The sequence below is a fragment of the Ruegeria sp. G2 genome (assembly GCF_056533505.1).
The window spans coordinates 41897-67092 of the sequence record NZ_JBQFON010000008.1 but is presented as its reverse complement, the minus strand read 5'-3'; the positions used below and the strand labels follow the sequence as shown (position 1 = coordinate 67092).

Annotated in this window: 30 protein-coding genes; 20 read left to right on the top strand and 10 right to left on the bottom strand. The window is 56.8% G+C overall.

Annotated elements, in window-relative coordinates; translation table 11 throughout:
- The first annotated feature begins 11 nt into the window (after nucleotides 1-11).
- The 3 genes from proC to ACR0DU_RS15130 are packed head-to-tail and all read left to right on the top strand — an operon-like array spanning nucleotide 12 to nucleotide 2108.
- Nucleotides 12-827: a pyrroline-5-carboxylate reductase gene (proC, locus tag ACR0DU_RS15140; protein WP_260022971.1), complete on the top strand. Its 816-nt coding sequence runs from the start codon at nucleotides 12-14 to the stop codon at nucleotides 825-827.
- A complete protein-coding gene (locus ACR0DU_RS15135) occupies nucleotides 820-1158 on the top strand; it encodes a tRNA-binding protein (protein ID WP_170472910.1) in 339 nt (112 codons plus the stop codon). Before proC ends, ACR0DU_RS15135 begins: the two co-directional genes overlap by 8 nt.
- Nucleotides 1158-2108 (top strand): 2-hydroxyacid dehydrogenase, encoded by a 951-nt coding sequence (locus ACR0DU_RS15130; RefSeq protein ID WP_480875666.1) that lies wholly within the window; start codon nucleotides 1158-1160, stop codon nucleotides 2106-2108. The genes ACR0DU_RS15135 and ACR0DU_RS15130 overlap by 1 nt, the downstream gene beginning before the upstream one ends.
- Here ACR0DU_RS15130 and ACR0DU_RS15125 read toward each other — a convergent pair.
- The gene (locus tag ACR0DU_RS15125; RefSeq protein WP_170772564.1) at nucleotides 2105-2683 is read right to left on the bottom strand and encodes a thymidine kinase; all 579 of its coding nucleotides are present in this window, start codon (nucleotides 2681-2683) and stop codon (nucleotides 2105-2107) included. The genes ACR0DU_RS15130 and ACR0DU_RS15125 overlap by 4 nt on opposite strands.
- 358 nt (nucleotides 2684-3041) lie before the next feature.
- Here ACR0DU_RS15125 and ACR0DU_RS15120 point away from each other — a divergent pair, with 358 nt between their 5' ends.
- Nucleotides 3042-3503: a hypothetical protein gene (locus ACR0DU_RS15120; protein ID WP_170472887.1), complete on the top strand. Its 462-nt coding sequence runs from the start codon at nucleotides 3042-3044 to the stop codon at nucleotides 3501-3503.
- A gap of 113 nt (nucleotides 3504-3616) precedes the next feature.
- Here the strand turns inward: ACR0DU_RS15120 and ACR0DU_RS15115 are convergent, their stop codons facing one another.
- Both ACR0DU_RS15115 and ACR0DU_RS15110 read right to left on the bottom strand, forming a co-directional pair.
- The gene (locus ACR0DU_RS15115; RefSeq protein WP_480875665.1) at nucleotides 3617-4261 is read right to left on the bottom strand and encodes a hypothetical protein; all 645 of its coding nucleotides are present in this window, start codon (nucleotides 4259-4261) and stop codon (nucleotides 3617-3619) included.
- Nucleotides 4262-4448: 187 nt separating this feature from the next.
- Nucleotides 4449-5573: a beta-ketoacyl-ACP synthase III gene (locus ACR0DU_RS15110; RefSeq protein ID WP_480875662.1), complete on the bottom strand. Its 1125-nt coding sequence runs from the start codon at nucleotides 5571-5573 to the stop codon at nucleotides 4449-4451.
- Between the two features lie 154 nt (nucleotides 5574-5727).
- Here ACR0DU_RS15110 and ACR0DU_RS15105 point away from each other — a divergent pair, with 154 nt between their 5' ends.
- From ACR0DU_RS15105 to ACR0DU_RS15095, 3 genes are read left to right on the top strand one after another with little or no spacing between them, the layout of a single operon-like run.
- Complete coding sequence (locus tag ACR0DU_RS15105; protein ID WP_319545052.1) at nucleotides 5728-6195, top strand: MarR family winged helix-turn-helix transcriptional regulator; 468 nt, start codon at nucleotides 5728-5730, stop codon at nucleotides 6193-6195.
- On the top strand, nucleotides 6192-7229 hold the full coding sequence (locus ACR0DU_RS15100) for an efflux RND transporter periplasmic adaptor subunit (protein ID WP_480875659.1): 1038 nt from the start codon (nucleotides 6192-6194) through the stop codon (nucleotides 7227-7229). The genes ACR0DU_RS15105 and ACR0DU_RS15100 overlap by 4 nt, the downstream gene beginning before the upstream one ends.
- A 10-nt stretch (nucleotides 7230-7239) precedes the next feature.
- Nucleotides 7240-10281, top strand: a complete 3042-nt coding sequence (locus ACR0DU_RS15095) for an efflux RND transporter permease subunit (protein WP_480875657.1) — start codon at nucleotides 7240-7242, stop codon at nucleotides 10279-10281.
- Here the strand turns inward: ACR0DU_RS15095 and ACR0DU_RS15090 are convergent, their stop codons facing one another.
- A complete protein-coding gene (locus ACR0DU_RS15090; protein ID WP_480875655.1) occupies nucleotides 10282-10692 on the bottom strand; it encodes a VOC family protein in 411 nt (136 codons plus the stop codon).
- 102 nt (nucleotides 10693-10794) lie between these two features.
- The gene (carB, locus tag ACR0DU_RS15085; protein ID WP_480875653.1) at nucleotides 10795-14139 is read right to left on the bottom strand and encodes a carbamoyl-phosphate synthase large subunit; all 3345 of its coding nucleotides are present in this window, start codon (nucleotides 14137-14139) and stop codon (nucleotides 10795-10797) included.
- A gap of 177 nt (nucleotides 14140-14316) precedes the next feature.
- Here carB and ACR0DU_RS15080 point away from each other — a divergent pair, with 177 nt between their 5' ends.
- From ACR0DU_RS15080 to aspS, 4 genes are all read left to right on the top strand, one after another.
- On the top strand, nucleotides 14317-15444 hold the full coding sequence (locus ACR0DU_RS15080; protein ID WP_480455809.1) for an aminodeoxychorismate synthase component I: 1128 nt from the start codon (nucleotides 14317-14319) through the stop codon (nucleotides 15442-15444).
- Nucleotides 15399-16046 (top strand): aminotransferase class IV family protein, encoded by a 648-nt coding sequence (locus ACR0DU_RS15075; RefSeq protein WP_480875650.1) that lies wholly within the window; start codon nucleotides 15399-15401, stop codon nucleotides 16044-16046. The genes ACR0DU_RS15080 and ACR0DU_RS15075 overlap by 46 nt, the downstream gene beginning before the upstream one ends.
- The gene (locus ACR0DU_RS15070; protein WP_480875648.1) at nucleotides 16043-16714 is read left to right on the top strand and encodes a CPBP family intramembrane glutamic endopeptidase; all 672 of its coding nucleotides are present in this window, start codon (nucleotides 16043-16045) and stop codon (nucleotides 16712-16714) included. Before ACR0DU_RS15075 ends, ACR0DU_RS15070 begins: the two co-directional genes overlap by 4 nt.
- Nucleotides 16715-16793: 79 nt before the next feature.
- On the top strand, nucleotides 16794-18569 hold the full coding sequence (gene aspS / locus ACR0DU_RS15065) for an aspartate--tRNA ligase (RefSeq protein WP_480875645.1): 1776 nt from the start codon (nucleotides 16794-16796) through the stop codon (nucleotides 18567-18569).
- A gap of 231 nt (nucleotides 18570-18800) precedes the next feature.
- On the opposite strand, the gene ACR0DU_RS15060 is transcribed toward aspS, so the two are convergent.
- A complete protein-coding gene (locus tag ACR0DU_RS15060; RefSeq protein ID WP_480875643.1) occupies nucleotides 18801-19517 on the bottom strand; it encodes a response regulator in 717 nt (238 codons plus the stop codon).
- Nucleotides 19518-19652: 135 nt separating this feature from the next.
- Here ACR0DU_RS15060 and mce point away from each other — a divergent pair, with 135 nt between their 5' ends.
- Both mce and ACR0DU_RS15050 read left to right on the top strand, forming a co-directional pair.
- Nucleotides 19653-20057 carry a methylmalonyl-CoA epimerase gene (gene mce, locus ACR0DU_RS15055; RefSeq protein ID WP_480530325.1) on the top strand — a complete coding sequence of 135 codons (405 nt, stop codon included), beginning with the start codon at nucleotides 19653-19655 and terminating at the stop codon, nucleotides 20055-20057.
- A gap of 5 nt (nucleotides 20058-20062) precedes the next feature.
- A complete protein-coding gene (locus tag ACR0DU_RS15050) occupies nucleotides 20063-20338 on the top strand; it encodes a DUF1467 family protein (protein WP_170472854.1) in 276 nt (91 codons plus the stop codon).
- A 1-nt stretch (nucleotide 20339) separates the two neighbouring features.
- On the opposite strand, the gene ACR0DU_RS15045 is transcribed toward ACR0DU_RS15050, so the two are convergent.
- From ACR0DU_RS15045 to ACR0DU_RS15035, 3 genes are all read right to left on the bottom strand, one after another.
- Nucleotides 20340-21038 (bottom strand): EI24 domain-containing protein, encoded by a 699-nt coding sequence (locus ACR0DU_RS15045; RefSeq protein WP_480875639.1) that lies wholly within the window; start codon nucleotides 21036-21038, stop codon nucleotides 20340-20342.
- Nucleotides 21035-21613, bottom strand: a complete 579-nt coding sequence (locus tag ACR0DU_RS15040; protein WP_010441824.1) for a nitroreductase family protein — start codon at nucleotides 21611-21613, stop codon at nucleotides 21035-21037. Before ACR0DU_RS15040 ends, ACR0DU_RS15045 begins: the two co-directional genes overlap by 4 nt.
- Nucleotides 21614-21750: 137 nt before the next feature.
- Nucleotides 21751-21999, bottom strand: coding sequence for a hypothetical protein (locus ACR0DU_RS15035; protein WP_010441825.1), 249 nt, complete (start codon nucleotides 21997-21999; stop codon nucleotides 21751-21753).
- A gap of 120 nt (nucleotides 22000-22119) precedes the next feature.
- On the opposite strand from ACR0DU_RS15035, the gene ACR0DU_RS15030 reads away from it, so the two are divergent.
- The 5 genes from ACR0DU_RS15030 (at nucleotide 22120) to ACR0DU_RS15010 (ending at nucleotide 24049) form a co-directional block, all read left to right on the top strand.
- Nucleotides 22120-22821 carry a M48 family metallopeptidase gene (locus tag ACR0DU_RS15030; RefSeq protein ID WP_480875638.1) on the top strand — a complete coding sequence of 234 codons (702 nt, stop codon included), beginning with the start codon at nucleotides 22120-22122 and terminating at the stop codon, nucleotides 22819-22821.
- The gene (locus tag ACR0DU_RS15025; protein WP_480875637.1) at nucleotides 22821-23189 is read left to right on the top strand and encodes a YigZ family protein; all 369 of its coding nucleotides are present in this window, start codon (nucleotides 22821-22823) and stop codon (nucleotides 23187-23189) included. Before ACR0DU_RS15030 ends, ACR0DU_RS15025 begins: the two co-directional genes overlap by 1 nt.
- A 67-nt stretch (nucleotides 23190-23256) precedes the next feature.
- Nucleotides 23257-23508 (top strand): DUF6455 family protein, encoded by a 252-nt coding sequence (locus ACR0DU_RS15020; protein WP_010441828.1) that lies wholly within the window; start codon nucleotides 23257-23259, stop codon nucleotides 23506-23508.
- Between the two features lie 9 nt (nucleotides 23509-23517).
- Nucleotides 23518-23787, top strand: a complete 270-nt coding sequence (locus tag ACR0DU_RS15015) for a DUF6455 family protein (protein ID WP_480875633.1) — start codon at nucleotides 23518-23520, stop codon at nucleotides 23785-23787.
- The gene (locus tag ACR0DU_RS15010; RefSeq protein ID WP_170779558.1) at nucleotides 23780-24049 is read left to right on the top strand and encodes a DUF6455 family protein; all 270 of its coding nucleotides are present in this window, start codon (nucleotides 23780-23782) and stop codon (nucleotides 24047-24049) included. The genes ACR0DU_RS15015 and ACR0DU_RS15010 overlap by 8 nt, the downstream gene beginning before the upstream one ends.
- Before the next feature lie 3 nt (nucleotides 24050-24052).
- Here ACR0DU_RS15010 and ACR0DU_RS15005 read toward each other — a convergent pair whose 3' ends face one another.
- Complete coding sequence (locus ACR0DU_RS15005) at nucleotides 24053-24295, bottom strand: CDGSH iron-sulfur domain-containing protein (protein ID WP_010441831.1); 243 nt, start codon at nucleotides 24293-24295, stop codon at nucleotides 24053-24055.
- Between the two features lie 215 nt (nucleotides 24296-24510).
- Here ACR0DU_RS15005 and ACR0DU_RS15000 point away from each other — a divergent pair, with 215 nt between their 5' ends.
- Together ACR0DU_RS15000 and ACR0DU_RS14995 are read left to right on the top strand one after the other, a co-directional pair.
- The gene (locus tag ACR0DU_RS15000; protein ID WP_010441832.1) at nucleotides 24511-24699 is read left to right on the top strand and encodes a hypothetical protein; all 189 of its coding nucleotides are present in this window, start codon (nucleotides 24511-24513) and stop codon (nucleotides 24697-24699) included.
- A gap of 134 nt (nucleotides 24700-24833) precedes the next feature.
- A complete protein-coding gene (locus ACR0DU_RS14995) occupies nucleotides 24834-25190 on the top strand; it encodes a diacylglycerol kinase (RefSeq protein WP_480875630.1) in 357 nt (118 codons plus the stop codon).
- Nucleotides 25191-25196: the final 6 nt, after the last annotated feature.

The window sequence follows — 25196 nt, the reverse complement described above, 5'->3', positions numbered from 1 at the left end:
GAGGGGCAATCATGGATATCTCGCGCGTTGCCGAACAGGGGTTGGTGCTTCTGGGATGCGGCAAGATGGGTTCAGCGATGCTTGCGGGTTGGTTGGAACATGGCCTGCCCGCAGCATCGGTTTGGGTGATCGATCCTTATCCCTCTGACTGGCTGAAGGCGCAGGGCGTCAACATAAACACGCCCCTTCCCGAATCCCCCGCGGTGGTTTTGGTGGCCGTTAAGCCGCAAATGATGGGTGAGGCTTTGCCTGCCATTCAGGCGCTGGGCGGTGGCGATAGTCTGTTCATTTCGGTCGCTGCCGGCACATCTTTGGCCACTTTCGAAAACGTTCTGGGTGCGGACACACCCATCATCCGAGCAATGCCAAACACACCTGCAGCGGTTCGGCAGGGGATTACGGCGCTGATTGGTAATTCGGAAGCCTCGGATGCCGATATTGTATTGGCCGAGGGATTGCTTTCGGCGATTGGCGAAACGGTGCGCCTTGATGATGAGACGCAGATGGATGCCGTCACTGGCGTTAGTGGCTCAGGTCCGGCCTATGTTTTCCACTTAATTGAAACGCTGGCACAAGCAGGTGAAGCACATGGCTTGCCGCCTGAGCTGGCGATGAAGTTGGCCAAATCAACCGTAGCCGGGGCAGGGGCGTTGGCGATGGCCGCAGATGAGCATCCCTCGCAATTGCGGGTCAATGTAACCTCGCCCAATGGCACCACGCAGGCAGCGCTTGAGGTGCTTATGCACGAAGAGGAAGGGTTCCCAGACCTGCTGCATCGTGCCGTCAAAGCCGCAACCAACCGATCCAAGGAGCTTTCTCGTGAGTGAGATCACATTCGACGAATTTCTCAAAGTCGACATTCGTGTTGGCGAGGTCGTCCGTGCTGAACCATATCCAGAGGCTCGCAAGCCCGCGATCAAGATGTGGATCGACTTTGGTGATGAGATAGGTGAGCGCAAGACGTCTGCCCAGATCACCGCCCATTACGACCCGATGACTCTGGTGGGCAAGCAAGTGATGGCTGTTGTGAACTTCCCACCGCGTCAGATCGGCAAGTTCATGTCCGAGGTTCTGGTGCTGGGTCTTCCGGACGAAAACGGAGAGATTGTCCTGATCGGGCCGGACGGAGAAGTTCCTACCGGGGGGCGGATGCACTAATGAAATTGCTGATTGCCCGCCCAATGACTGAGGCTGTCGAAGCCCGTGCCCGAGCAGAGTTCGACGTCGAAATTCGTGAGGCGACCTCGCCTCTGACACAAGACGAGATGGTGCGCGCGCTGACCGAATTTGATGTCGTTGTCCCCACGCTCGGAGATCAGTTTTCGGCACAGGTGTTTGCCCAAACGTCTGAGCCACGCTGTAAACTGCTGGCAAATTTCGGCGTTGGCTACAATCATATTGATGTGGACGCAGCGCGGACAGCAGGCCTTTCGGTAACCAACACGCCCGGCGCTGTTACAGATGCCACGGCAGACATTGCCATGACCTTGCTGCTGGCTACCGCGCGCCGTGCGGGTGAGGGGGAGCGTCTGGTTAGATCAGGCGGCTGGGAAGGATGGCACCCGACGCAAATGCTGGGCCATCATGTAAGCGGTAAGAAGGTGGGTATCGTGGGTATGGGGCGGATTGGGCAGGCGATTGCTCAACGCTGTCATTTTGGATTTGGCATGAGCGTCGCGTATCAATCGCGTAGCCCAAAGCAGGTGGATTTCCCAACTGAGTACTTTCCCAATCTCGACGCATTGGCGGCGTCTGTAGATTTTCTTGTATTAGCCGTTCCCGGCGGGACTGAAACGCGCCATCTGGTTAACGCCGGAGTGCTGGAGGCGATGAAACCCGATGGAATTCTGGTCAACATCGCACGCGGTGAAGTCATAGATGAGACAGCGTTAATTGCTGCTTTGCAAGAAGGGCAGATCGCTGGTGCCGGATTGGACGTTTACGAATTCGAACCCGAAGTTCCACTTACTTTGCGTGAGATGCAGAATGTGACGCTGTTGCCGCATCTGGGTACGGCAACGGAAGAGGTGCGCACCGATATGGGCCATATGGCGCTGGACAATGTGGCGGCATTTGTTGCGGGGCGAGCCTTGCCCAACCCGGTCTAGTCGCCGACAACCTCGCGCCAGTGTTTGCGGCAGAGCGAAACATAGGTCTCGTTCCCGCCGATCTGGACTTGGGCCCCTTCGGTGATGGCGTTCCCGTTCTCGTCCTGACGAATCACCATGGTCGCCTTGCGGCCGCATTCGCAGATGGTTCGCACTTCGCGCATCTCGTCAGCTAATGCCAAAAGTGTGGCAGATCCCGGGAAGAGCTTGCCCTGAAAATCCACCCGCAATCCGTATGTCAGCACGGGAACTTTCAGGTCGTCTACAGCACGCGCAAGCTGCCAGACCTGTTCTTCCGACAGAAACTGGGCCTCATCAATGAACACGCAGGCAATCTGTCCCTTTTTCAGACGGTTTTCGATCATGGCAAACACATCGTCGGCGGGGTGAAATTTGTCCGCCTGTTCGGAAATGCCGATTCGCGAAGCGATCTGCCCCTCACCCGCGCGCCCATCGATGGCGGCGGTCATGAGATAGGTATCCATGCCGCGTTCGCGGTAGTTGTGCGAGGCCTGCAGTAACACGGTCGATTTGCCCGCGTTCATGGTCGAATAGTTGAAATAGAGCTTTGCCATGCCGTGGGTCTAATTCGCCTGATCGGTCTGGGCAAGCGGTCTCATGTACGGGGAAAGCGACGCCGCCGCTACAGCAGCAGAGGTCGAGCAGATGCTCTTGGGGATGGATAACCTCGCGTCCGCAACAGCGGCGTCTTCGGCCTATAGTTGGCCTATTTACTTTGCAAGGCGGTAATATTGCCCTGCAATCACTCTTTACCGGCACGAACGGCCGCCACTCACTCACAAAATCCCTGCATATCTGAGGGATAGTCAATTTATGGCATTTCAATTATGACTCGAATATGGGAAATTTCCCTACCCTTTCCCCCGGCACGGACAGGCGGGGGACAGGAGCGCAGGTAACAAGGGTAGCAACATGGCAGATATCGGGGCCTATCTGAAAAAGCACACCGAGGCATTGGTAAAGGATGTCGGGATCGAAGCCGCGTGCGAGATCACTGGTAAATCCAAAGCCACCCTGGGAAGATATTATTCTGATAATGCCGAACACGTTGACCGCTTCATGCCTGTGGATGCTGTTGCGCAACTGGAAAACGCCGCAGCTTACCCGCATGTCACCTCGGCACTGGCCGATTTGCAGGGTATCACCCTGTCTTATAACGGTCGGAATTCAGAAGGCCCTCGTACCGGTGGCGTGAATTCTGACGTCATTGCATTAAGCCAACGCTTTGCGATGCTGATGTCCGAATATCAGACCGCAATCGAAGATGGCATCATCACCGTCAACGAGGCAAAGCGCTTGCTGAAGGAGACCAGCATGCTGCAGCAGGTGCTGATCGAGATGAAGCTTCACCTTGAAGAAGAAAGCGTCAGCTGACGCATCCGCACTTGTTGGTGCTTAGTCTCTGCATGGATTTGCAATGATTTCTTGTTGAAGAAGGCGGCACGCAAGCCGCCTTTCTTCGTATTGGAGAAGGACAGCCCCTTCAATCAGCCTTCGTCGTTGTTGGCATTCTTTCCACGCCCGGGGCTGGCCCCTTCTGAGCCATTCCCACCACCGTTGTTGCCTTTGGCCCCGCCCTTTCCGGGCTTATCACCGCCATGGCCACCTTTGCCACCGCCCTTACCGGGCTTGTCGCCACCCTTGCCGGGCTTGTCACCGCCATCACCGGGGTTGCTGCCTCCATCGCCAGGTTTGTCTCCTCCATCTCCGGGTTCGCCCCCGCCGTTTCTAGGCGTATCTCCTTCGCCAGATCCAGGGCCTCCGCCTGCATTTGGTCCTGTGTCTTCATCTTTTTCAGCTACGGCAGACCTTAAATTCGGATCACTGCTGCGATCCTCTCCAGTCGATGCGCCGTTGATAGACGCCGTTGGAAGATCGACAAGCAAATTGGTTAGCCCTGGGCATAGAGCTGACGTGTTCTGCAAGATATCCGGCAGGTCCGAGCGATTTTGCAGATGTTTGACAAAACCGGGCGTGACATGTGAGCAGTCGCAAAGCGTTCCATAGTCACCGCTATTCGCGGCGCTGCGTGCTGTGTTGACTGTACAGACCTGAGCCTCGGCAACAGCCGCGCTGCTGGACATGACTCCGATGAATGGCGCAGCAAGCAGCGCGACCATCCCAGTTTTCATCGATTTTCCCATACCTTAGGGCTCCCATCAATACTCCACTCGGATGCCCGGGGCACCCGTGTATGAAGTGTTGATCGAAGATGAAGGATCGGTGGGGCTTATCTGAAGAAATTTTCAAGCAACAATTTCGGGCTGAAACGGTGCAGGCCGAAAGGAACGGGTAGGCAAAGAAATGAATATATGCCGTTTATTGGTGCCGCTTCACAATCACCGATCCTACGGAATACCCAGCGCCAAATGAGCAGATTAGCCCGACATCGCCATCATTCAGATCATCGGAGTGTTTCGAAAAAGCAATGATCGATCCTGCCGAGGATGTGTTGGCATAGTCTTGTAGAATATTAGGTTGCTCTTCCGCCTCAGGTTCACGGCCCAGAACCTTTTTGCCGATGAAATCATTCATAGTCTTGTTGGCCTGATGCAGCCACAGGCGCTTGAGGTTATCGCTGCCGATACCCTCGGCCTCCATGTGGTCGCTGATATGTTTGCTGACCATGGGCAGCACTTCCTTGAACACTTTACGCCCGTTCTGCATAAACTGCATGTCGCGGCGATCCTTAACCCCATCTGGACGAGAGCGGCGAAGGAAGCCGTTATTGTTCCGGATATTGTTGGAAAATGATGTAGCGCAGCGGGTCGAGATAATCTCGAAATGCGGGCCATTTGCATCGTCACGGCGTTCGACCAGTGTTGCTGTGGCCACATCACCAAAGATGAAGTGGCAATCCCGGTCGCGCCACTCCAGATGGCCCGAGCAGATTTCGGGATTTACCACCAGCGCCGCACGTACCGATCCCGAACGCACCATATCAGCCGCTGCCTGTATGCCGAAGGTGGCCGAGGAACAGGCCACGTTCATGTCAAACCCGAACCCTTCGATCCCAAGTGCCTGTTGAATTTCGATGGCAATCGCCGGGTAGGCGCGTTCGTGGTTCGAGGCGGCGCAGATCACCAGATCGACATGCTCGGCATCGCGCCCTGCTTGAGCTAGGGCCTTGCGGCACGCATCCACGGCCATCTCGGTCATGATCCCAGGTTCGTCGTCGCTGCGCTGGCGCAGCGCGGGATGCATGATCTCGGGGTTCAGAACGCCGGTCTTATCCATCACATACCGGTTTTCAATCCCCGATGCTTTGACGATGAATTCTTCCGACGAATGCTGCATCGGTTCCATCTCTCCCGCTGCAATCGCATCCGCATTTTCGGCGTTCATCCGGTCAGCATAGGCATTGAATGCTTTCACCAGTTCGGCGTTGGTGATGATGTTCTCGGGCGTATAGACGCCGGTACCGGTGATGGCAGGAGTGTACATGGCTGATCCTGAGTTCATGATCTGCACAAAATGCAGTCCCCACTGGTTTTGATCAAGATGTGTTGACCCAAGGGAATGCACACGTAGCCGCTTCAGAACTTGAATAGTTCATTATTCGAAGTATATTTCGCCAAGATTCGGATGGAAGAGACTCATGTCTGACGAAATCAGCACCCGACTAGGCCGCCTCAGCCCTGAGATTCAGGCGATGATGGGGGTCTATGCGCTCTACTGGAAACTGGAAGAAAGCTTTGATTGCATCGAAACGGACCTGAGCCATCAGGAATGTCACATGCTGATCAAGCTGGATGCGCCCAAACGTATGGGGGTGTTGGCGGCGGATATGTTGACCGTTCCGTCTACGATCACTGCGACTGCGGACGCGTTAGAACAGGCAGGCTATCTGACCCGTCAGCGTGACCCGGAAGATCGCCGCGCCTGGCTTTTGGTCCTGACCGAACAAGGCGAAGAGGCCCGCAATATGCTGGTGGCCGTGGCCGGAGAACTGTTTCGCAGCGCCTCTGGCCTGAACGCCGAAGAAACCGCTGAATTTGCCCGACTGGCGCGCAAAATCCGCGATAATATTCTGAAAACCGGAATTCCCGAGGGATTGACGAAATGAAACTCCTGACCTCTGTTTGCCTCGCACTGTCCTTGTTGACTACCCCAGCTATGGCGCAAGAGCCTGCAAAGCCTGTGAAACTGATGCAGGTCAGCGAAACTTCACCCGGCTTTTCGCGCCAGTTCTTTGGTCGGATCGCCGCGCGTCAGACCGTTGATCTGGCATTTCAGGTCGCGGGGCAGATCGTCGAGATGCCTGTGACCGAAGGTTTTGTTATCCCCAAAGGTGAACTGATTGCCCGTCTCGATCAGGAACCGTTTGAGCTGCAGTTTGACCGCACGCGCCTGCAGAAAGATCAGGCGGACCGCACCCTTGCCCGTCTGTCTCGACTGCGTGGAACGGCAGCCAGCCAAGTGGCCGTTGACGATGCCGAAACAGCGGCGCAATTGGCTGCGATTGCCGTACGGGACGCCGAGTACGCGTTAGAGCACGCAACTCTGACGGCTCCCTTTGACGCGCTGGTCTCAAGCCGCGCTGTTGAAGCGTTTACGACTGTTTCAGCGGGCACCCCCATCGTGCGACTCCACGATATGTCTGAACTGCGGATTGAGGTTGATGTGCCTGAAATCCTGTTTCAGCGCTCTGGGCAGCAGGATGATATCACGATTACCGCCAAGTTCCCGGTCAGCGACGAGATTTTTCCGCTGGAGATACGAGAATTCGATGCCGAATCCTCAAGCGTGGGCCAGACGTTCCGCATCCAGTTTGGTTTGACCCCGCCAGAGGGGTTGCAAATTCTACCCGGCTCCTCCGTCACGGTTACGGTGCAGGTGCAGGATGAGCGTACCGGGATCATCATCCCACCAACGGCTATAGTAGCTGATGCCAGCGGCGCGCTGGGCGTTATGGTTTTCTCGCCGGTTGGCGCCGACGAAGGCACGGTCCGCCGGGTTCCAGTTACGATCGAACCAACGCAGAGCGGCGATGTCCGTGTGCTCACCGGCCTGACCGATGGCGAAGAAATCGTCGTCGCGGGTGGGGGTGCATTGACCGAAGGTCAAACCGTCCGCCGCTTTGTCGGCTTCTCGAACTGAGGGCGGTTTCATGAGCATCGCACGCGCTTCGATCGACCGGCCACTTTATACGTGGCTGTTCATCCTGATTGCCTTGTTCGGCGGCATCTGGGGCTTCACGTCGCTGGGTCGCCTTGAAGACCCGGCTTTCACAATCAAACAGGCGGTGATCGCCACGCAATATCCCGGTGCGACTGCTGAACAGGTGGCGCTAGAGGTCTCGGAACCGCTGGAATCCGCGATACAGCAGATGGGCGAGGTGGACGTCATCACTTCGGTCAATCGGCCCGGCCAATCGCTGATCGAGGTCGAGATAAAGTCAACCTATGACGGCAGCGAATTGCCGGACATCTGGACCCGCCTACGCGCCAAAGTGCGTGATGCCGCGCGCGGACTGCCTTCGGGGGTGGGTGCGCCCTACGTGAATGACGGGTTCGGGGATGTATTTGGACTGTTCTATGCGGTCACAGCGGATGGGTTTTCGGACGCCGAGAAACACGAGCTTGCGACATTTCTACGCCGCGAATTGCTGACTGTGAGCGGAGTCGCTGATGTCGAGGTGCAGGGCTTGCCGGACGAAGCGATTTTCATCGAACCCGACCTCTCGATCTCGGTCAATCAGAACGTGCCCTTACAGGCGATCAATGAGGCAATTGCAAACGCGGATTCGGTCAACGCCTCGGGCTCATTGCGGTCGGAAGGTGACCGGACGACGATCCTGACTGCCGAAGGCTCGGACAGCGTGTCGGCCATCGCCGGGCTGTCGGTCGGTTCGCAGGGGCAGGTGATCAACCTGTTCGACATGTCCGATGTCTATCGTGGGCGGCAGAATGATCCCGATATCATGATCCGCTTCAACGGGACTGAGGCCTTCACGCTGGGTATCGCAGGGCTGGCCACTGAAAACATCGTCGAAGTTGGCCAACGCGCGGATACCAAACTGGACGAGCTGAATTCTGAGATTCCCTTTGGTGTCGAAATCCTGCCCATTTATCAGCAGCATGTTGTTGTCGATGAGGCTTCGAACGCATTCCTGCTGAACCTCGCCATGTCAGTCAGCATCGTGGTCGCTGTTCTGGGCATTTTTATGGGCTGGCGTGCCGCAATTGTTGTCGGTTCGACCCTATTGCTAACCGTTGTGGGCACGCTGCTTTTTATGTCAATGTTCTCGATCGAGATGGAGCGGATTTCGCTGGGCGCGCTGATCATCGCGATGGGAATGTTGGTCGATAATGCCATCGTTGTGGCCGAAGGGATGCAGATCTCGATGTTGCGGGGCAAAAACTCTCGTGATGCGGCAGAAGATGTGGCCTCGAAAACGCAAATCCCGCTGCTGGGCGCGACGGTGATCGGGATCATGGCTTTCGCCGGGATCGGGCTCAGCCCTGATGCGACCGGGGAGTTTCTGTTTTCGCTGTTCGCTGTCATCGGCATTTCACTGCTGCTGAGCTGGGTTTTGGCGATCACCGTGACGCCTCTGCTGGGGCACTATTTCTTCAAGCAGGGCAAAGAGGGTGAAGTGGATGCCTATGGCGGCATCCTGTTCCGCGTCTATGGCGCAATCCTGAATTGGGCGCTTCGGTTCCGTTGGCTGGTGGTGGCCGGGTTGATCGGGGTAACAGTCGCCTGTTTCGCGGGCTTTGGACTAATGAAACAGCAATTCTTCCCAAACTCGAACACACCACTGTTCTTCGTGCACTACAAACTGCCGCAAGGCACGCCGATTGCCCGTACGGCGGAAGACATGGCTGTGTTTGAAGATTGGTTGGCCGAACGTGATGATGTCGTCTCAGTCGCCACATTCGTGGGGCAGGGGGCCACGCGGTTCATGTTGACCTATGCGGCTGAGAAGCCAAACCCAAGCTATGGCCACATGATCATCCGTACTGAAACGCTGGACGATATTCCGGCCCTGCAGGCTGATCTCGAAGCATTCGGCTCAGCCCAGTTTCCTGAAGGTGAGTTCCGAACCAAGCGTCTGATCTTCGGCCCGGGCGGAGGTGATCCGATCCAGGCGCGGTTCTCGGGCAGTGATCCGGTTGTTCTGCGCCAATTGGCCGAAGAAGCCGTGCAAAAAATGTCAGCGGCTTCCCCGAATGCGCTGCATGTGCATCACGATTGGCGCGAGCAGGAACTGGCTGTGCAGCCAATCTATGCGACAGAACGGGCGCAAACGGCAGGTGTGTCGCGAGAAGATATTGCCGCCACGCTGCAGTTTTCGACCGATGGGATTACCGGCGGTGTTCTGCGCGAACGTGACCGCCAGATCCCGATTATCCTGCGTCGCCCGGCAGATGGAGACTATTCGATTGTCGATCAGGTGGTCTATTCCGATCAGTCGGAACGGTTCGTGCCGATTGAACAGATGGTGGATGGGTTCGACTATAAGGCGCTGAACACGTTGGTGCATCGCCGTGACCGGGTGCTGACCATCACGGTTGGCGCGGATATCCCTCCTGTCATGACCGCCGCACAGGTCCATTCCGAAGTGCGCAGCGCCATTGAAGAGATGGAACTGCCCATTGGCTACAGCATGGATTGGGGCGGAGAGTTTGAAGACTCGGGCGATGCGCAGGCCAGCCTTGGGCGGCAATTGCCGCTGAGCTTGCTGATTATGGTGCTAATCTCGGTGCTGCTGTTCAACGCAATCAGGCAACCGGTCATCATCTGGCTTTTGGTCCCGATGTCCGTCAATGGTGTAGTTATCGGTCTGCTTGGAACGGGTCTGCCATTCACCTTTACAGCGCTATTGGGGCTTCTCAGCTTGTCAGGAATGCTGATCAAGAATGGCATCGTACTGGTGGAAGAAATCGATCTGGTTCGCGCCACAGGCAAAGCCCTGCGTCCCGCGATTGTCGAGGCCTCGGTCTCGCGTCTGCGCCCGGTGATGTTGGCGGCGATCACGACGATTCTGGGGATGGCTCCACTGCTGACGGATGCGTTCTTTGTGTCGATGGCGGTCACGATCATGGGCGGTCTGGCCTTTGCCACCATCCTGACCATGGTTGCTGCGCCGGTCTTCTACATGTTGTTCTTCAACCGTGAAGAAAGGCGGCGCCTGGCTGCCGGCTGATCAGTTGCCGGCATCCTTTTCGGGATCATAATGGTAATAAAAGCAGGATAGCTTGTTGCCATCAGGATCGCGCAAATAGGCCACATAGAATCCGGGCTCGTAATGAGGCCGGACACCCGGTTTGCCTTCATCCGTACCGCCGTTTTCCAAACCCGTGGCATGGAAACGCCGGACCTGATCGGCACTTATGGCGGGAAAGGCGATCATCGTGCCATTGCCGGTACTGGCGGGGGCTCCATCAAACGGACTGCAGATCCAAAAGCCGGTCCCGCTGTCTGGATCGGTGCCCCAACCGGCCCAACCGTCGGTCCATCCGGGCAGGCGCGGCTGACCAAGAACCGCGAAAATCGCATCATAAAAGCGGATGGCCCGCGGCAGGTCGTTGCTTCCGTATGTGGTGTAGAGGTCCATGAGCACTCCTTCCCCACCCATCATGTGGGCGACGGGCATGGAGGGGAAGAAAAAAAACCCCGGCCAAGGCCGGGGTCAATTCATACATTTGGATGCAAAAGTCTATCCCTGCAGCGATTTCACCTCAACATCGCCTTCGGCCTGCGCCTTAATCGCCAGCGCAGCGGCGTAGCTGGCGGCGGCTGTGGTGTAGTATGGAATCTTGTCATACAACGCGATCGAACGGATTGAGCGGCTGTCTTCTACCGCCTGTGCGCCCTCGGTCGAGTTCATGACCAACTGCACGCCACCGTCCTTCATCAGGTCGGTCACATCCGGGCGGCCTTCGTACACTTTGTTGACCACGCCGCACGGTACGCCTTCGCCGTCCAGCCAGCTTTGTGTGCCGCGGGTCGCAACAAGCTCGAAGCCCTGCTCAACCAGAACACGCGCTGCTTCGAGCATATCCGGACCTTTATCGGCATCCTTGATCGAGATAAACGCACGACCTGTGCTGGGCAGCACCATTCCGGCCCCCATTTGTGCTTTCAGGAAAGCGCGCGGGAAGTCGCGGTCCCAGCCCATGACCTCTCCGGTCGAACGCATCTCAGGGCCCAGAATGGTATCTACGCCGGGGAAGCGGGCGAAGGGCAACACCGCCTCTTTCACCGAGAACCACGGCATGTCCGGGTCGGCCAGGGTCATCTGATCGGCGATCTTGGTGTCGTCGACGGTCTTGTAGGCCGGGCGCTGCGGGAAGCTGGACAGCTTCTCGCCGGCCATCACGCGGGCGGCGATGGACGCAATCGCGCTGTCGGTTGCCTTGGCGACAAACGGAACCGTACGCGAGGCGCGCGGGTTTACCTCAATCAGATAAATCTCGCCGTCCTTGATCGCGAACTGCACATTCATCAGGCCCACAACGTTCAGCGCCTTGGCCAGCTTGAACGCCTGATCCTTGATCTGTTCAATGATCTCTTTTGAAAGCGAATAGGGCGGCAGCGAACAGGCCGAGTCGCCCGAATGGACGCCTGCCTCTTCGATATGCTGCATAATGCCCGCGACGTGAACATCGGTGCCGTCACACAGCGCATCCACGTCCAGCTCGACCGCCCCGGCCAGATAGCTGTCCAGCAGAACCGGGCTGTCGCCCGAGACCACGACGGCCTCGTTTATATAGCGCCGCAGCTGATCCATATCGCGCACGATTTCCATCGCGCGACCACCAAGGACATATGAGGGACGGATAACCAGAGGGAAGCCGATCTCTTCGGCAATTTCGAGCGCTTGCTCATCAGTCGAAGCAATGCCGTTCTTGGGCTGTTTCAGACCCAGATCGTTGACCAGCGCCTGGAAACGCTCGCGGTCTTCGGCCAGATCGATGGCGTCTGGAGTGGTGCCCAAGATCGGAATGCCTTCGGCTTCCAAAGCGTTCGCCAGTTTCAGCGGAGTCTGACCGCCGAACTGAACGATCACACCGTGCAGCGTGCCGTTTTCCTGTTCTTTCGTCAGGATTTCCATGACGTGCTCAAACGTCAGTGGTTCGAAATACAGCCGGTCCGAGGTGTCGTAGTCGGTCGAGACTGTCTCGGGGTTACAGTTGACCATGATGGTCTCGTACCCGGCTTCGGTCAGCGCGAAACAGGCGTGGCAGCAGCAATAGTCGAACTCGATCCCCTGGCCGATCCGGTTCGGACCACCGCCGAGGATAACGACCTTCTTGCGGTCACTCGGACGGGCCTCACATTCAACCTCACCCATCATCGGGGCCTCGTAGGTCGAGTACATATAGGGTGTCTGCGCCTCGAACTCAGCCGCACAGGTGTCGATGCGTTTGAAGACGGCGTTCACACCCAGATTGCGGCGGGCGCGGCGAACATTGTCTTCGTCGCGGCCGGTCAAGTTGCCCAGACGCGCGTCGGTGAAGCCCAGCATTTTCAGCTTGCGGATGCCGTCTTCGGTGACGGGCAGGCCGTCTTTACGAACCTGACGCTCGGCTTCGATGATCTCACGGATGCGGGCTAGGAACCACGGGTCGAACTTGGTGACGCCGAAAATCTCATCATCGGTCAGCCCATGACGCATGGCCTGCGCGATGGTGCGCAGACGGTCGGGGGTCTGCTGGCTGATCGCCTTGATCACGGCGGCCTTGTCGTCGGCTTCGTCCCAAACACCTACATTCAGGCCGGGGATTTCAATCTCATCAAAGCCGGTCAGACCGGATTCCATCGAAGCCAGGGCCTTCTGCATTGATTCGTGGATCGTGCGGCCGATCGACATGGCCTCACCCACCGATTTCATCGCGGTGGTCAGGTAGGGCTCAGACCCAGGGAATTTCTCAAACGCGAATTTCGGGATTTTGGTGACGACATAGTCGATGGTCGGCTCGAACGAGGCAGGGGTGACCTTGGTGATGTCGTTGTCCAATTCGTCCAGCGTGTACCCAACTGCCAGTTTTGCCGCGATCTTGGCAATCGGGAAACCGGTTGCTTTCGAGGCCAGAGCAGAGGACCGCGAAACACGAGGGTTCATCTCAATCACGACCATACGGCCATCAACCGGGTTGATCGCCCATTGCACGTTCGAGCCGCCCGTTTCGACGCCGATTTCACGCAGCACGGCAATCGAGTGATTGCGCATGATCTGGTATTCTTTGTCGGTGAGCGTCAGGGCAGGGGCCACTGTGATCGAGTCACCTGTGTGTACGCCCATCGGGTCTACGTTTTCGATGGAGCAGACGATGATGGCGTTGTCAGCGGTGTCGCGTACCACCTCCATTTCATATTCTTTCCAGCCCAGCAGGCTTTCGTCGATCAGGATCTGACCCACGGGCGAGGCATCCATGCCCGAGCGGCAAATATGGATATAATCCTCGCGGTTATAGGCGACACCACCGCCAGTGCCACCCAGCGTAAAGGCAGGGCGGATGATGGCGGGCAGGCCGACGGTTTCGAGGGTTTCAAGAGCCAGCGCGACACCAGCATCCAGGTCTTTCTTGCCGGCGTCATCCTTGGGCGCGCTCACGATTTCGGCTTTGGGGTTTTCGATACCCAGCCGGTCCATTGCTTCGCGGAACAGAGCACGGTCTTCGGCCATTTCAATGGCGTCGCGTTTGGCGCCAATCATCTCGACACCGAACTCGTCCAGCACGCCCATCTCTTCCAGTGCCAACGAAGTATTTAGGCCGGTTTGCCCGCCCATTGTGGGCAGCAGGGCATCGGGGCGTTCTTTTTCGATGATCTTGGCGACAACCTCGGGCGTGATCGGTTCGATATAGGTCGCATCGGCCAGGCCGGGGTCGGTCATGATCGTGGCCGGGTTCGAGTTCACCAGAATGACCCGGTAGCCTTCTTCGCGCAGAGCCTTGCAAGCCTGTGCACCGGAATAGTCAAACTCGCACGCCTGACCGATAACAATGGGCCCCGCCCCGATGATCATGATCGACTGGATGTCGGTTCTTCTCGGCATGGCCTTGTTCCTTCGATTGTCCGCGAGTCAGGGCACCGCCCCAGCGCCCAAATTGTCCTGCGTTATAGGGACCGCGCGAAAAGGTGCAAGAGCTATCGGAAATGGGTTTAAAATTGCCGCTTTCCCCTCTTTCCCTCGGCGCGCTATTCTCTATACCGCGCAGCACGGCAAATGAGGATGCAATTGCGTATTCGTTTCGATCAAGGACCAGCCGGGCGCGGAACTCGTTTCGAGCGTCCAATCCGGATCATCCGCGCGGACAACGCGGAAGAGGTGCCCCAGGCTCTGGCGGCGCTTGATCAGGTGCGCGCGGATGGGGCTTGGCTGGCAGGATACGCAAGTTACGAACTTGGCTATGTGCTGGAACCACGACTCGCGGATCGATTGCCAGCAGGTCGTCGCCTGCCGTTGTTGTGTTTCGGGGTGTTTGATGAACCGGATCGCGTTGGCCTGTCACAAAATACTGGCGGTATCACCGAGTTTGAACCTCGTTGGGACGAGGCGCGCTACACCCAAGCCTTTCGGTTGGTGCATGACGCCATCGGTGCTGGGGACATCTATCAAGCTAATCTCACTTTCCCGATAGACCTTGAAGTGACCGGAGACAGCGCCGCGCTTTACGCTACGCTGGCGGCGGGCCAGCCTGTTGGTCATGGCGCATTGGTCCAGCAGGATGGCTTGCCCGACTTGCTGAGCCGATCTCCTGAACTGTTCTTCCGCACCGATGCCGAAGGTCGGATCGAAACGCGCCCGATGAAGGGCACCCAACCGCGCAGCGAAGACCCGGTCGAAGACGAACGCCGCCGCGTTTTCTTGTCATCAGACGGAAAGAACCGGGCTGAGAATCTGATGATCGTTGATCTGTTACGCAACGATATCAGCCGGGTGGCTTTGGCCGGGTCGGTAAAAGTGCCAGAGCTGTTCAAGGTCGAGACCTATGCAACCGTGCACCAGATGGTCTCGCTGGTGCAGGCGCAATTGCATGTCGGCGTCGGGTTGTCGGATATTCTGACGGCCCTCTTCCCGTGCGGCTCGATCACCGGGGCACCTAAGATCAGGGCGATGGAAATCCTGTCTGATCTTGAGCCGTGGCCCCGCGATGCCTATTGCGGCACCATTGGCTGGGCAGCACCGGATGGGCGATCTGAATTCAACGTGGCCATCCGCACTCTTATGGTTGAAGACGACAAAGCGACCCTGAATGTGGGCGGCGGACTGGTCTGGGACAGCACTGCCCCTTCAGAATATGAGGAGGCGCTATGGAAAGCCCGCTTCGCCCACCAACTGAGCCTGATTTCCGTCTGATCGAAACTCTGGCGTTCCGGCCGGGGCAGGGGTTTGTTCGGCTCGACCGACATCTGTCCCGCATGGCCCGCACAGCTGAGAAGTTGGGGATAGCGTTTGACCGAGCCTCTGCCCATCAAACTTTGGAGAATGCATCGCGGGAAACCTCGATGCGCTGCCGCCTGACGCTGGACGCACGTGGTAATTTTGAGCTGACAACCGGGGAACTTGCAGCCAACCCATCGGTCTGGCGTGTGGGTCTGGCGGATCGGAGGTTGTCCTCGTCGGATATCTGGCTGCGCCACAAAACGACCCGCAGGGCCGTTTATGACATGGCGCGGGCAGAGTTGCCGCAGGGTGTTGACGAACTGCTGTTTCTCAACGAACGGGAGGAGCTTTGCGAAGGTACAATCACGAACCTGTTCCTGACCATGCCCGATGAAAGACAACTGACGCCTTCTCTGTATTGCGGTTTGCTCCCGGGTATTCTGCGTGAGGAATTACTGGATAATAAACAAGTTACCGAAGCAGTTCTAACCTTGAGCGATTTGCAAAACGCACAATCTATCTACTTTGGAAATTCCCTGCGGGGGCTGATCCGGGCGGAGCTTGTGGCACCTTGAGCAAAAACACCGAGCGGGTGGAAACCCCAGAAACCAACCAACGCTTCAGGATCGAGTTCATACTATTCTATGTCGCCGTCCCGGTCCTGATCGCGACTTTGTTCCCGCCGAGCTGGATGTTTCCTTCTCTCTTTGCATTTACCGGCCTCGGCATTTTGCTGCTGCAGGATACGCCCGGATTCTCTTGGGCCGAGCTTCGATATGGTTGGCGAAACTGGTCGTGGACGGAAGTCGTTGCATTTGCCCTGTTCATGGCTGCCTTCTGTTCCGTCCTAGTATTGTGGGCACGACCAGATGCAGCCTTTGCTCTGCTGCTGTATCGCCCGGAGATGCTGATATTCATTTGGATCGGCTACCCGTTGTTGTCCGCTCTGCCGCAAGAACTGCTATTCCGCTCTCTCTTTTTCCGACGCTACCACGCGATCCTGCCCCAAGGCCGCGCGGCCTATCTGCTGAACGCCGGGCTGTTTTCGCTTGCGCACCTGATGTATTGGAGTTGGGTCGTCGCGATCATGACCTTCGCCGGAGGCCTTCTGTTCACCTGGGCCTATCGCAAGCGAGGGTCATTCTTCTACGCTGTTCTTCTGCATGCAATTGCCGGCAATATTATCTTTGCGGCTGGGCTTGGTGTCTATTTCTACTCGGGCAACGTGCAAAGGCCGTTTTGACGGCGCGACCCGCCTTGACTTTCCTAGCCCAAAGGGGTGTATCGGCGCGACGAATTCTGCGCCCGAAGGGATATGATCCATGCACGCCTATCGCAGCCACACCTGCGCCGCTCTGACCGCCGCCAATGTCGGTGAAACCGTCCGCCTGTCTGGCTGGGTGCATCGGGTTCGAGATCACGGCGGTGTGCTGTTCATCGACTTGCGCGACCATTTCGGTGTGACTCAGGTTCTGTGCGATGGCGACAGTGCGGCATTTGCTGAGCTTGAGAAGGTGCGGTCCGAATGGTGTATCCGCATCGACGGTACTGTCAAAGCCCGCGACGCTGATCTCGTTAACCCGAAATTGCCAACAGGCGAAATCGAGGTTTACGTGCGCGAGCTGGAAGTTCTGGGCGCTGCCGATGAACTGCCGTTGATGGTGTTCGGCGATCAGGAATACCCAGAGGAAACGCGGCTGCGCTATCGTTACCTCGACTTGCGGCGCGAGGCGATGCAGCAGAACATGACCCTGCGCTCGGACGTTGTTGCATCCATGCGCCGCCGCATGTGGGATCAGGGCTTTCGTGAATATCAGACGCCGATCATTACAGCCTCGTCGCCAGAAGGCGCACGCGACTTCTTGGTGCCGTCGCGTTTGCATCCGGGCAAGTTCTACGCTCTGCCACAGGCACCGCAGCAGTTCAAACAGCTGATCATGGTGTCGGGTTTCGACAAATATTTCCAGATCGCACCCTGCTTCCGCGACGAAGACCCGCGTGCTGACCGTTCGCCGACCGATTTTTACCAGCTTGACCTCGAGATGTCGTTTGTCGAGCAGCAGGATGTGTTCGACACCATCCAGCCCGTTCTGACCGGTGTGTTCGAAGAGTTCGGCGGCGGTCGCAAGGTCGATCAGGAGTGGCCGCAAATCTCCTACAAGGACTCGGCCTTGTGGTACGGCACCGACAAGCCCGACCTACGCAATCCTATTAAAATGCAAGTGGTCTCTGACCACTTCCGCGGGTCTGGCTTCGCGATATTCGCGAAGCTGTTGGAGCAGGAAGGCACTGAAATCCGCGCCATTCCTGCACCAAGTGGTGGTAGCCGCAAGTTCTGTGACCGTATGAATGCCTTTGCCCAGAAAGAAGGTCTGCCCGGTATGGGTTACATTTTCTGGCGGGATCAGGGCGAAGGTATGGAAGCCGCAGGTCCGCTGGCCAAGAACATCGGCCCCGAACGCACCGAGGCAATCCGTCAGCAATTGGGTCTGGGCGTCGGTGATGCGGCGTTCTTCTTGGGCGGTAAACCGAAGGCCTTTGAAAAGGTCGCTGGCAAAGCGCGGGATGTGATTGGCGAAGAGCTTGGTCTGACTGAAAAAGACCGTTTTGCCTTTGCCTGGATCGTGGACTTCCCGATCTACGAGCAGGATGAAGAAACCGGCGCGATTGATTTCGAACACAACCCGTTCTCGATGCCGCAGGGCGGAATGGAAGCTTTGCAGGGCGACCCTCTGGACGTACGTGGGTATCAGTATGATCTGGCTTGCAACGGCTATGAGTTGGTGTCGGGTGCGATCCGGAACCACAAGCCCGAGATCATGTTGAAGGCCTTTGAACTGGCTGGATATGGCGAAGACGAAGTCAAATCCCGCTTTGGCGCTTTGTTCAACGCATTCCACTACGGCGCGCCTCCACACGGTGGCTGTGCTGCAGGAATCGACCGGATTGTGATGCTGCTGGCAGATGAGGCCAACATTCGTGAGGTCATGATGTTCCCGATGAATCAGCGCGCCGAAGATCTGATGATGGATGCTCCCTCTGATCCAACATCGGATCAGCTGATGGAGTTGGGTCTAAGGATCATTCCACAGGACTAAAGCCAACCGCTCGCCGTGCGCGGGAGGTTTTGTCTTGCTGGTGGCAAAGACCCAAACACGCAGCGATGATTGCGAGATTGGTTGCGTATTGTAGAAGTGCCTGCCACGGTTCAGTCAAACGGGCTTCCATGGTTTCGTCGCTTGCGGCGGATGATTTTAGCGGTGATTCGTGTCCGGCGATAGAACCACACACTCAGGATCGAGGCCGTTAAGAAGTAGGCAGTCAGCATGTCAGATTGCCTCCTGTCGTTCCAGGCGGTCTTGCACAAGGCCTGCGACTCTTGCCGTCTCTGCTGTCGTCGGGGCACCTTTGGATTGCGACCGGGCAAGCTCATGCACCGCCTCCGCAAGCGTTGTGTCATTCGCATCTCGCGCAACGCTTTGCAGAAACTGCGTGGCATAGTTTAGCGTGCGTTGGTCGGTCGGCCCGGTGAGCACATCGGCGATATGGGCCATGTCGTCCTGATATGCCAACGGGTCCGGGTGAATGATATCGTCTTTGACCGTGCCGAGGTCACTGGGGCGCCGGTCTTCCGGCAAAAGCGCAAGAATTGTTTTCTGGAAATAAGCAACCGATTTGAGGGGTTTGGCCAGAAAGCCATCCGCCCCTGCACGCAGGGCAAGTGATTGGGCGTTGTCATCGCCGGACAACCCCAGAATGACGCCGATTCGGGGAACTGCATGGGTCAACTCGGCAATCAGATCTGCGCCCGAACCATCGGGAAGACCCATATCAACAATCAGGACCGAAGGTCGGTAGATCTGCAAATGCCGCCGCGCCGATTGCAGGCAATCCGCCCGCCGAATACGCGCTCCGCTGTGCAAGCACATCAAGCGTATCGCGTCGCAAGCATAGCGGCTGTCTTCGACCACTAGGATGGTTTGGCCCAATAGTGGCCGAATCTTGGTTGGCAACGCCGGAGAAGCGAGAGGTTCCGAATCGTCCATGGCAGAACTCCTGATTAGCAGATATCTCACGCTAGGAACTTCTGGCTAATACAGGGTTAACGCGCGTTTTAGCGCACTTGCCCTTTAGCCGGATAACCCCCATAACCGCCGCAGCGCAGAATGATGGAGAGTCTCATGATCGGTCGCCTGAACCACGTTGCCATCGCTGTTCCCGACCTCGAGGCTGCCTCGGCCCAGTATCGCAATGCGCTGGGTGCCAAGGTCGGCGCACCTCAAGATGAACCAGATCATGGGGTCACCGTGGTGTTCATCGAATTGCCCAACACTAAGATTGAACTCTTGTATCCATTGGGTGAGAACAGCCCTATCAATGGGTTTCTGGAAAAGAACCCTTCAGGTGGTATCCATCATGTCTGCTACGAGGTCGAAGACATTATCGCGGCCCGCGATCATCTGAAAGAGACAGGGGCGCGGGTTTTAGGCACGGGTGAGCCCAAAATCGGTGCGCACGGCAAACCAGTTCTTTTCCTGCATCCAAAAGATTTCAACGGCTGCCTGGTCGAGCTGGAACAGGTTTAACGCCTATGACCATCACTGCAGCTTTTGTTCTATTCGCAGTTATCTGGTTTATGACCCTGCTTGTGGTCCTGCCGATTCGCATCAAAACACAGGGTGATCTGGGCGATATTGTTCCGGGAACCCATGCCGGTGCGCCAGAAGTTCATCACATGAAGAAGAAGCTGTGGATCACGACCGGGATTTCAGTGGTTCTGTGGGCGATCATTGCAGGCATCATCATATCGGGACTGATCAGCGTAAGGGATTTTGATTGGCTGAACCAACTGGAACCACGCGGCTAAATTAGCGTCGGTCATCCGACAAGCCGTGGTAGATATGGGTGAAGGTTGCGGCACCAAGTATCGGGATCAGCAGATTGACCAGCGGAACCGAGAGCGGAACTGCCATAAGGACGCCCGCGACCCAAATCGTTGTTGCATGTTTTGCCCGCAGTTTCCGTGCACCTTCGCGCCCCAGTCGACGCATGGCGGCCAACGTGAAATACTCTCGCCCCAATAGAAACCCGTTCATGCCCCAGAAAATGAACAACGCAAATGGGGTGAAGAATGCATAGAGGATCAGCGCCAGCAGGTTGGCGACGATCAAAACCCCCAAAAAGCTGAGCGTATCCCGCAGGGCGTCGCCGAATGGGATGCGAGTGGCAGGGGGTAGAGTGGGATAGTGCTTGTCCTCAACCGCCTGCGCGACCTCGTCCAGAAACATCGAGGTAATGGCCGAGGCGACGGGGACCATCAGGAATACCGATAACACCATCATCAACAAGAACGAGGAGACACTGAGCAGATCGTTCAGCCATGTCACCTCACCCAATATCGGCAGGGTGGCCTGATCGCCGACCAGTGCGTTTATCAGCCACAAAAAGCCGGCATAGGCAGCCACCAACAGAGCGAAGGTCAGGCCGACACCCAACAGAAGAACCTTGCGAAATCTTGGGTCGCCGATCTGACCCAGAGCCTGCAGAAATGACTGAACGATGATCATTCTGAGACCCATTGCGTCAGTGTAGTTACATCCGGGCGCGGTCGCTCGGGAGGGGCAGTCCCTTCAGTCGCAATGTGGATGAAGCCTGCTATTTTCTCATTTTTGGACAACCCCAGTCCTTGCTCGCAAAAGCTGCGGTTATGGGACTGCCAGCCTGAAAGCCAGTTCGCGCCCCAACCCGCAGCCAATGCCGCGTTCAACAATGCCAGACAAACAGCGCCTGCCGAATAGGTCTGTTCAATTGCCGGGATCTTTTCGGAAGGTTTCTGCACTTCGATGACAGCTACGGCCAGATGGCCCATATCGAACTGGCTGCGTGCCTTGGCGATATCTTCGGCGCTTTTGCCCATGGCCAGACCGCAGGTTTCGGTCAGCGCCGCAAGACGTTGCATGGCCCCATGTTCGATAACGACAAAGCGCCAGGGCTCAAGCTTTCCGTGGTCGGGACTGCGCGCGGCAGCGATGAGCAAAGGCATCAATTCTTCCCGCGTCGGGGCTGGTGCCACAAGCGTCTTAGCTGGGCGCGATCGGCGCACCTGCAGAAAATCCAACGCAGCTTGGTTTTTCAGGGACATATGTTAACTTCCTTCACATGGGCAGTGCTTATGTCGGAGGCATGCCATCTTCTTTCAAGGGCAAATTGCCCCCTAAAAGGTGACTAATTCAATCGGAAAAGCGGCCTGAGATCAGATAACGAGACGGAAAGGAACCGCTATTTCATGAAATCGTCGCTCTCACGAATCTGATATACGCCTTCGGGCAAATCCAAAGCCGCCGCCAGATCGCGTACCTGCTCAGGTGACAGGGTGATTTTTTGGATCTGATCAGTTCGGGGGTCCAACTGCTCAAGCGTGACGCACTCGGCAAAGTTGTTGATGACGACGTCCTCTTGCAAAGGTTTGGCACCTTCGTCCACCAGAGTAATGACCGTCGAGTCGAATTCGTGTTCAATTGAAAACATATCGGCACAGTGCCTAGGCAGAGATCGCAATGCAACCCGTTGCAGCGGCATTCGGCAGTAGCCCAGGCAAGTTGGGCGCGTTATGCTTGCCTGCCAACAGGTTGACTGAAAGGAATAGGAATGCGCGGTTTTGCCTTGTCGCTGGTATTGCTGTTGGCGGCTTGCGGCTCTTCGTCCGTAATCGCGATTCCGGCAGCGGAATGGCAACCCTCATCACCGGCTCTTCGCGAGAAGGCACGGGAATTCGAGCAGGTCAGCCGCGCGGTTGCAGCGTCGGCTGAAAAGGAATGCCGCCGCCAGGCACGTTATGCCAATTGTGATTTTGCCATTCTGGTTGATCTGTCATCAAGAGCGCCAGCAAATGCATTCCAGACGCTGGACGAGGACGGGCGACCGTTGATCATATTCACGCGGCCGATGATTGATTCAACAGAGAATGCGGAAGAGATGGCCTTTGTCATGGGGCATGAAGCCGCCCATCACATTCTGGGTCACATCGCCCGGCAAACGAAAAATGCCAAGGAGAGCGCGCGTATTTTTGGCGAACTCGCCCGCAAGCAAGGCGCAGATGATGCGGGAATTGAGCGTGCGCAGGCGCTGGGTGCCGAGGTCGGGGTGCAGAACTATACGCGCGTGTTCGAGCTTGAGGCGGATCGTTTGGGGACAAAAATCACCCACGCGGCAGGGTATGATCCAATGATTGGAATGGCCTTTTTCCAGCGAATTCCAGATCCGGGTGACCGTTTCCTGGCGACACACCCGCCCAATGCTGAACGGGTCGAGGTGGTTCTGCAAACGGCCCGCCAGTTGGGATTGCGATAATGATTCAGTTAGACCGATTGGGCGTGGTGCTCAGCGATCGCGGGTCGAAATATGCAGTTACCGGTGCAAAGGTAACCAGCCGTTCCGATGTTGATGCAGCGCTAGCAGAGCTTAAATCCGACAAGGTTTATGCCAAGGCAACGCACAACACTTGGGCCGCGATGTTGCCAACCGGAGCGCTTAAGGCCGACGACGGAGAATCCGGTGCCGCGATGGTCATTTTACGGATGATGGAGCGCGCGGGTCTTTCGGATCACGTCATAATCGTGACACGTTGGTATGGCGGCAAGAAACTGGGTGGAGACAGGTTCCGCCGGGTACAAGATGCCACCCGAGTGTATCTGGACCAGTTAGAAGCCGGGCATTGACCTGAGTCAAAGGCATCGTTTGATGCATGGGCTACCTTTTCTTCAGCGAGCAAAGAAAGGGAAACGCATGTCTGACCGCGCAACACTGCGACATCACGCAGGTCTGATGGATGAGATGGCTACAACGCTCGGGGTCGATCTGCAGGAGGCCGCGATCGACGGTGCCTTGCGATTTGATGAAATCTCGGACGCAGTACTGCGCTGTGCCCAATGCCCAAATCCGGGGCATTGCGCGGCCCTTTTGGACCAGGGCACCGACTTGGGCAGTGCACCGGAATACTGCCGCAACCAGGAATTGTTGAACAGGCTAGCGCCATAAAGGAGGAGCATGTTCATGCTGCAACTTGGGCGGATTATGCCCCATTTCCATTTAGTTCAGAGAATGGCGCAGGCGATTGGCGCAGATGTTGTGGCGGCACATCGGAATGGGCGCCTGGATCAGCAAGACTGGGCTCAGATGATCCAGGCATGCCGTGGTTGCGAATGGGCGCACGCCTGTACTGACTGGTTGCATAAGAACGAAAATGTAGAGAAGGCACCAGTCGCCTGCCCAAATCGGGCAATGTTTGCGGCCATAAAGGTAGGAAGCAATGGTTGAGCACGATCCTCGACCCCGACTGGGTGAGATCGAAAAACACTTTTGGCTGACACGATCGGTGGCGCGTTGCATGGGGATATCCCTGACCGAAGGAATGGCCGAGGGAAGGATCACGCCTCAAGAATACGCCCGGATGGTGACCCGTTGCCGCAGTGCTGGATGCAGCGAGCAATGCCAGTTTTGGCTCGCTGATCAGCAGGAAAAAGCATCCGCTGCACCGCAGTTTTGCGCCAATGCCAGTGCTCTGAACGATCTGACCTGACCGTCAGAGCTTATTGTGCGTCCCGTCGCATAGCGGCGGATTGGCGCAGTGCTTACAGCCACAAAAGAACACCTTCTTGCTGGCCTCAGCCGTGTATTTTACTGGTTCGAACGACGTGTCTTTGTGCGAACCGTCGCAAAATGGTTGCCGCTTGGACTTGCCACAGGCACACCAGAAATAGGTTTTTCCTTCGGTCACTTCGACCGGATAGGGCGATTTCTGGGCGATGATCGGGGCGTCTGACATGTGGCTACTCCGTCTTTAGCTAACGTCGAAGTCAGAGTTTAGGGTTCTTTGTCAAAAAAGGTAGTCTGCGAATGAAAACCCGCCTTCCAGCGTGGATTCGCCTTAATTCACGAAAGCGTTATCGATTCGGTTGCCATATGAAATTCTTGGTCCTATTCTGATACCGGCCCCGAAAAACTGGGCAATATCAGAAAAGTAATAGAGGATTGATGGACATGAAACTGAAATTTGCTGCTATCTGCGCCACGGCCGTTGTACTGACTGCGTGCTCGCAGCAAGAGGAACCGACCCCGGTCTATATCCAACCCGACTATGACAAGTATGGCACGCCCAGCTGTTCGGCAGGCTACGAACTGGCCACGACCGAAGCGGGTCAGACCGTGTGTAATCCGGTCACGCAGTAAGCGTTTCGCAGGCGGTCCATATATTCGGACCGCCTGCACATTCAAGCCGCTGCCGCCGCCGAAAGGCGGTTTTTTCTTGCCTTTCTGCCGCAGGTCGCGAACGTCGGTTCAGGTGGAATTGATCGGAAAGGCCTATGCGAAAATTATTTGATCACCTGAAAGATCGCACTCGCTGGAGTTGGCAGGGCCTATCAGCTACTTGGCGCGAAGAATATTCGTTTCGGGCTTGGGGCTGGGCAAATCTTGTTTCAGGCGCTTTGGCATTCCTGCTTCCCCTCGATCCCGCTGAAAAAGCGTTGATCCTTGCTCTCGGTATACTGGTATTGGTGGCTGAACTGTTCAATACAGCCATCGAACGAGCAATCGATCATACCTCGACCGACCACCATGTGCTGGCGGGGCAGGCCAAGGACGCGGCAAGTGCAGCAGTGGCGCTTACTGCTGTTGCCGCTGGTGTTGCTTGGGTCGTGATTCTGTTTGGGCTGTTGTAGTCCGGG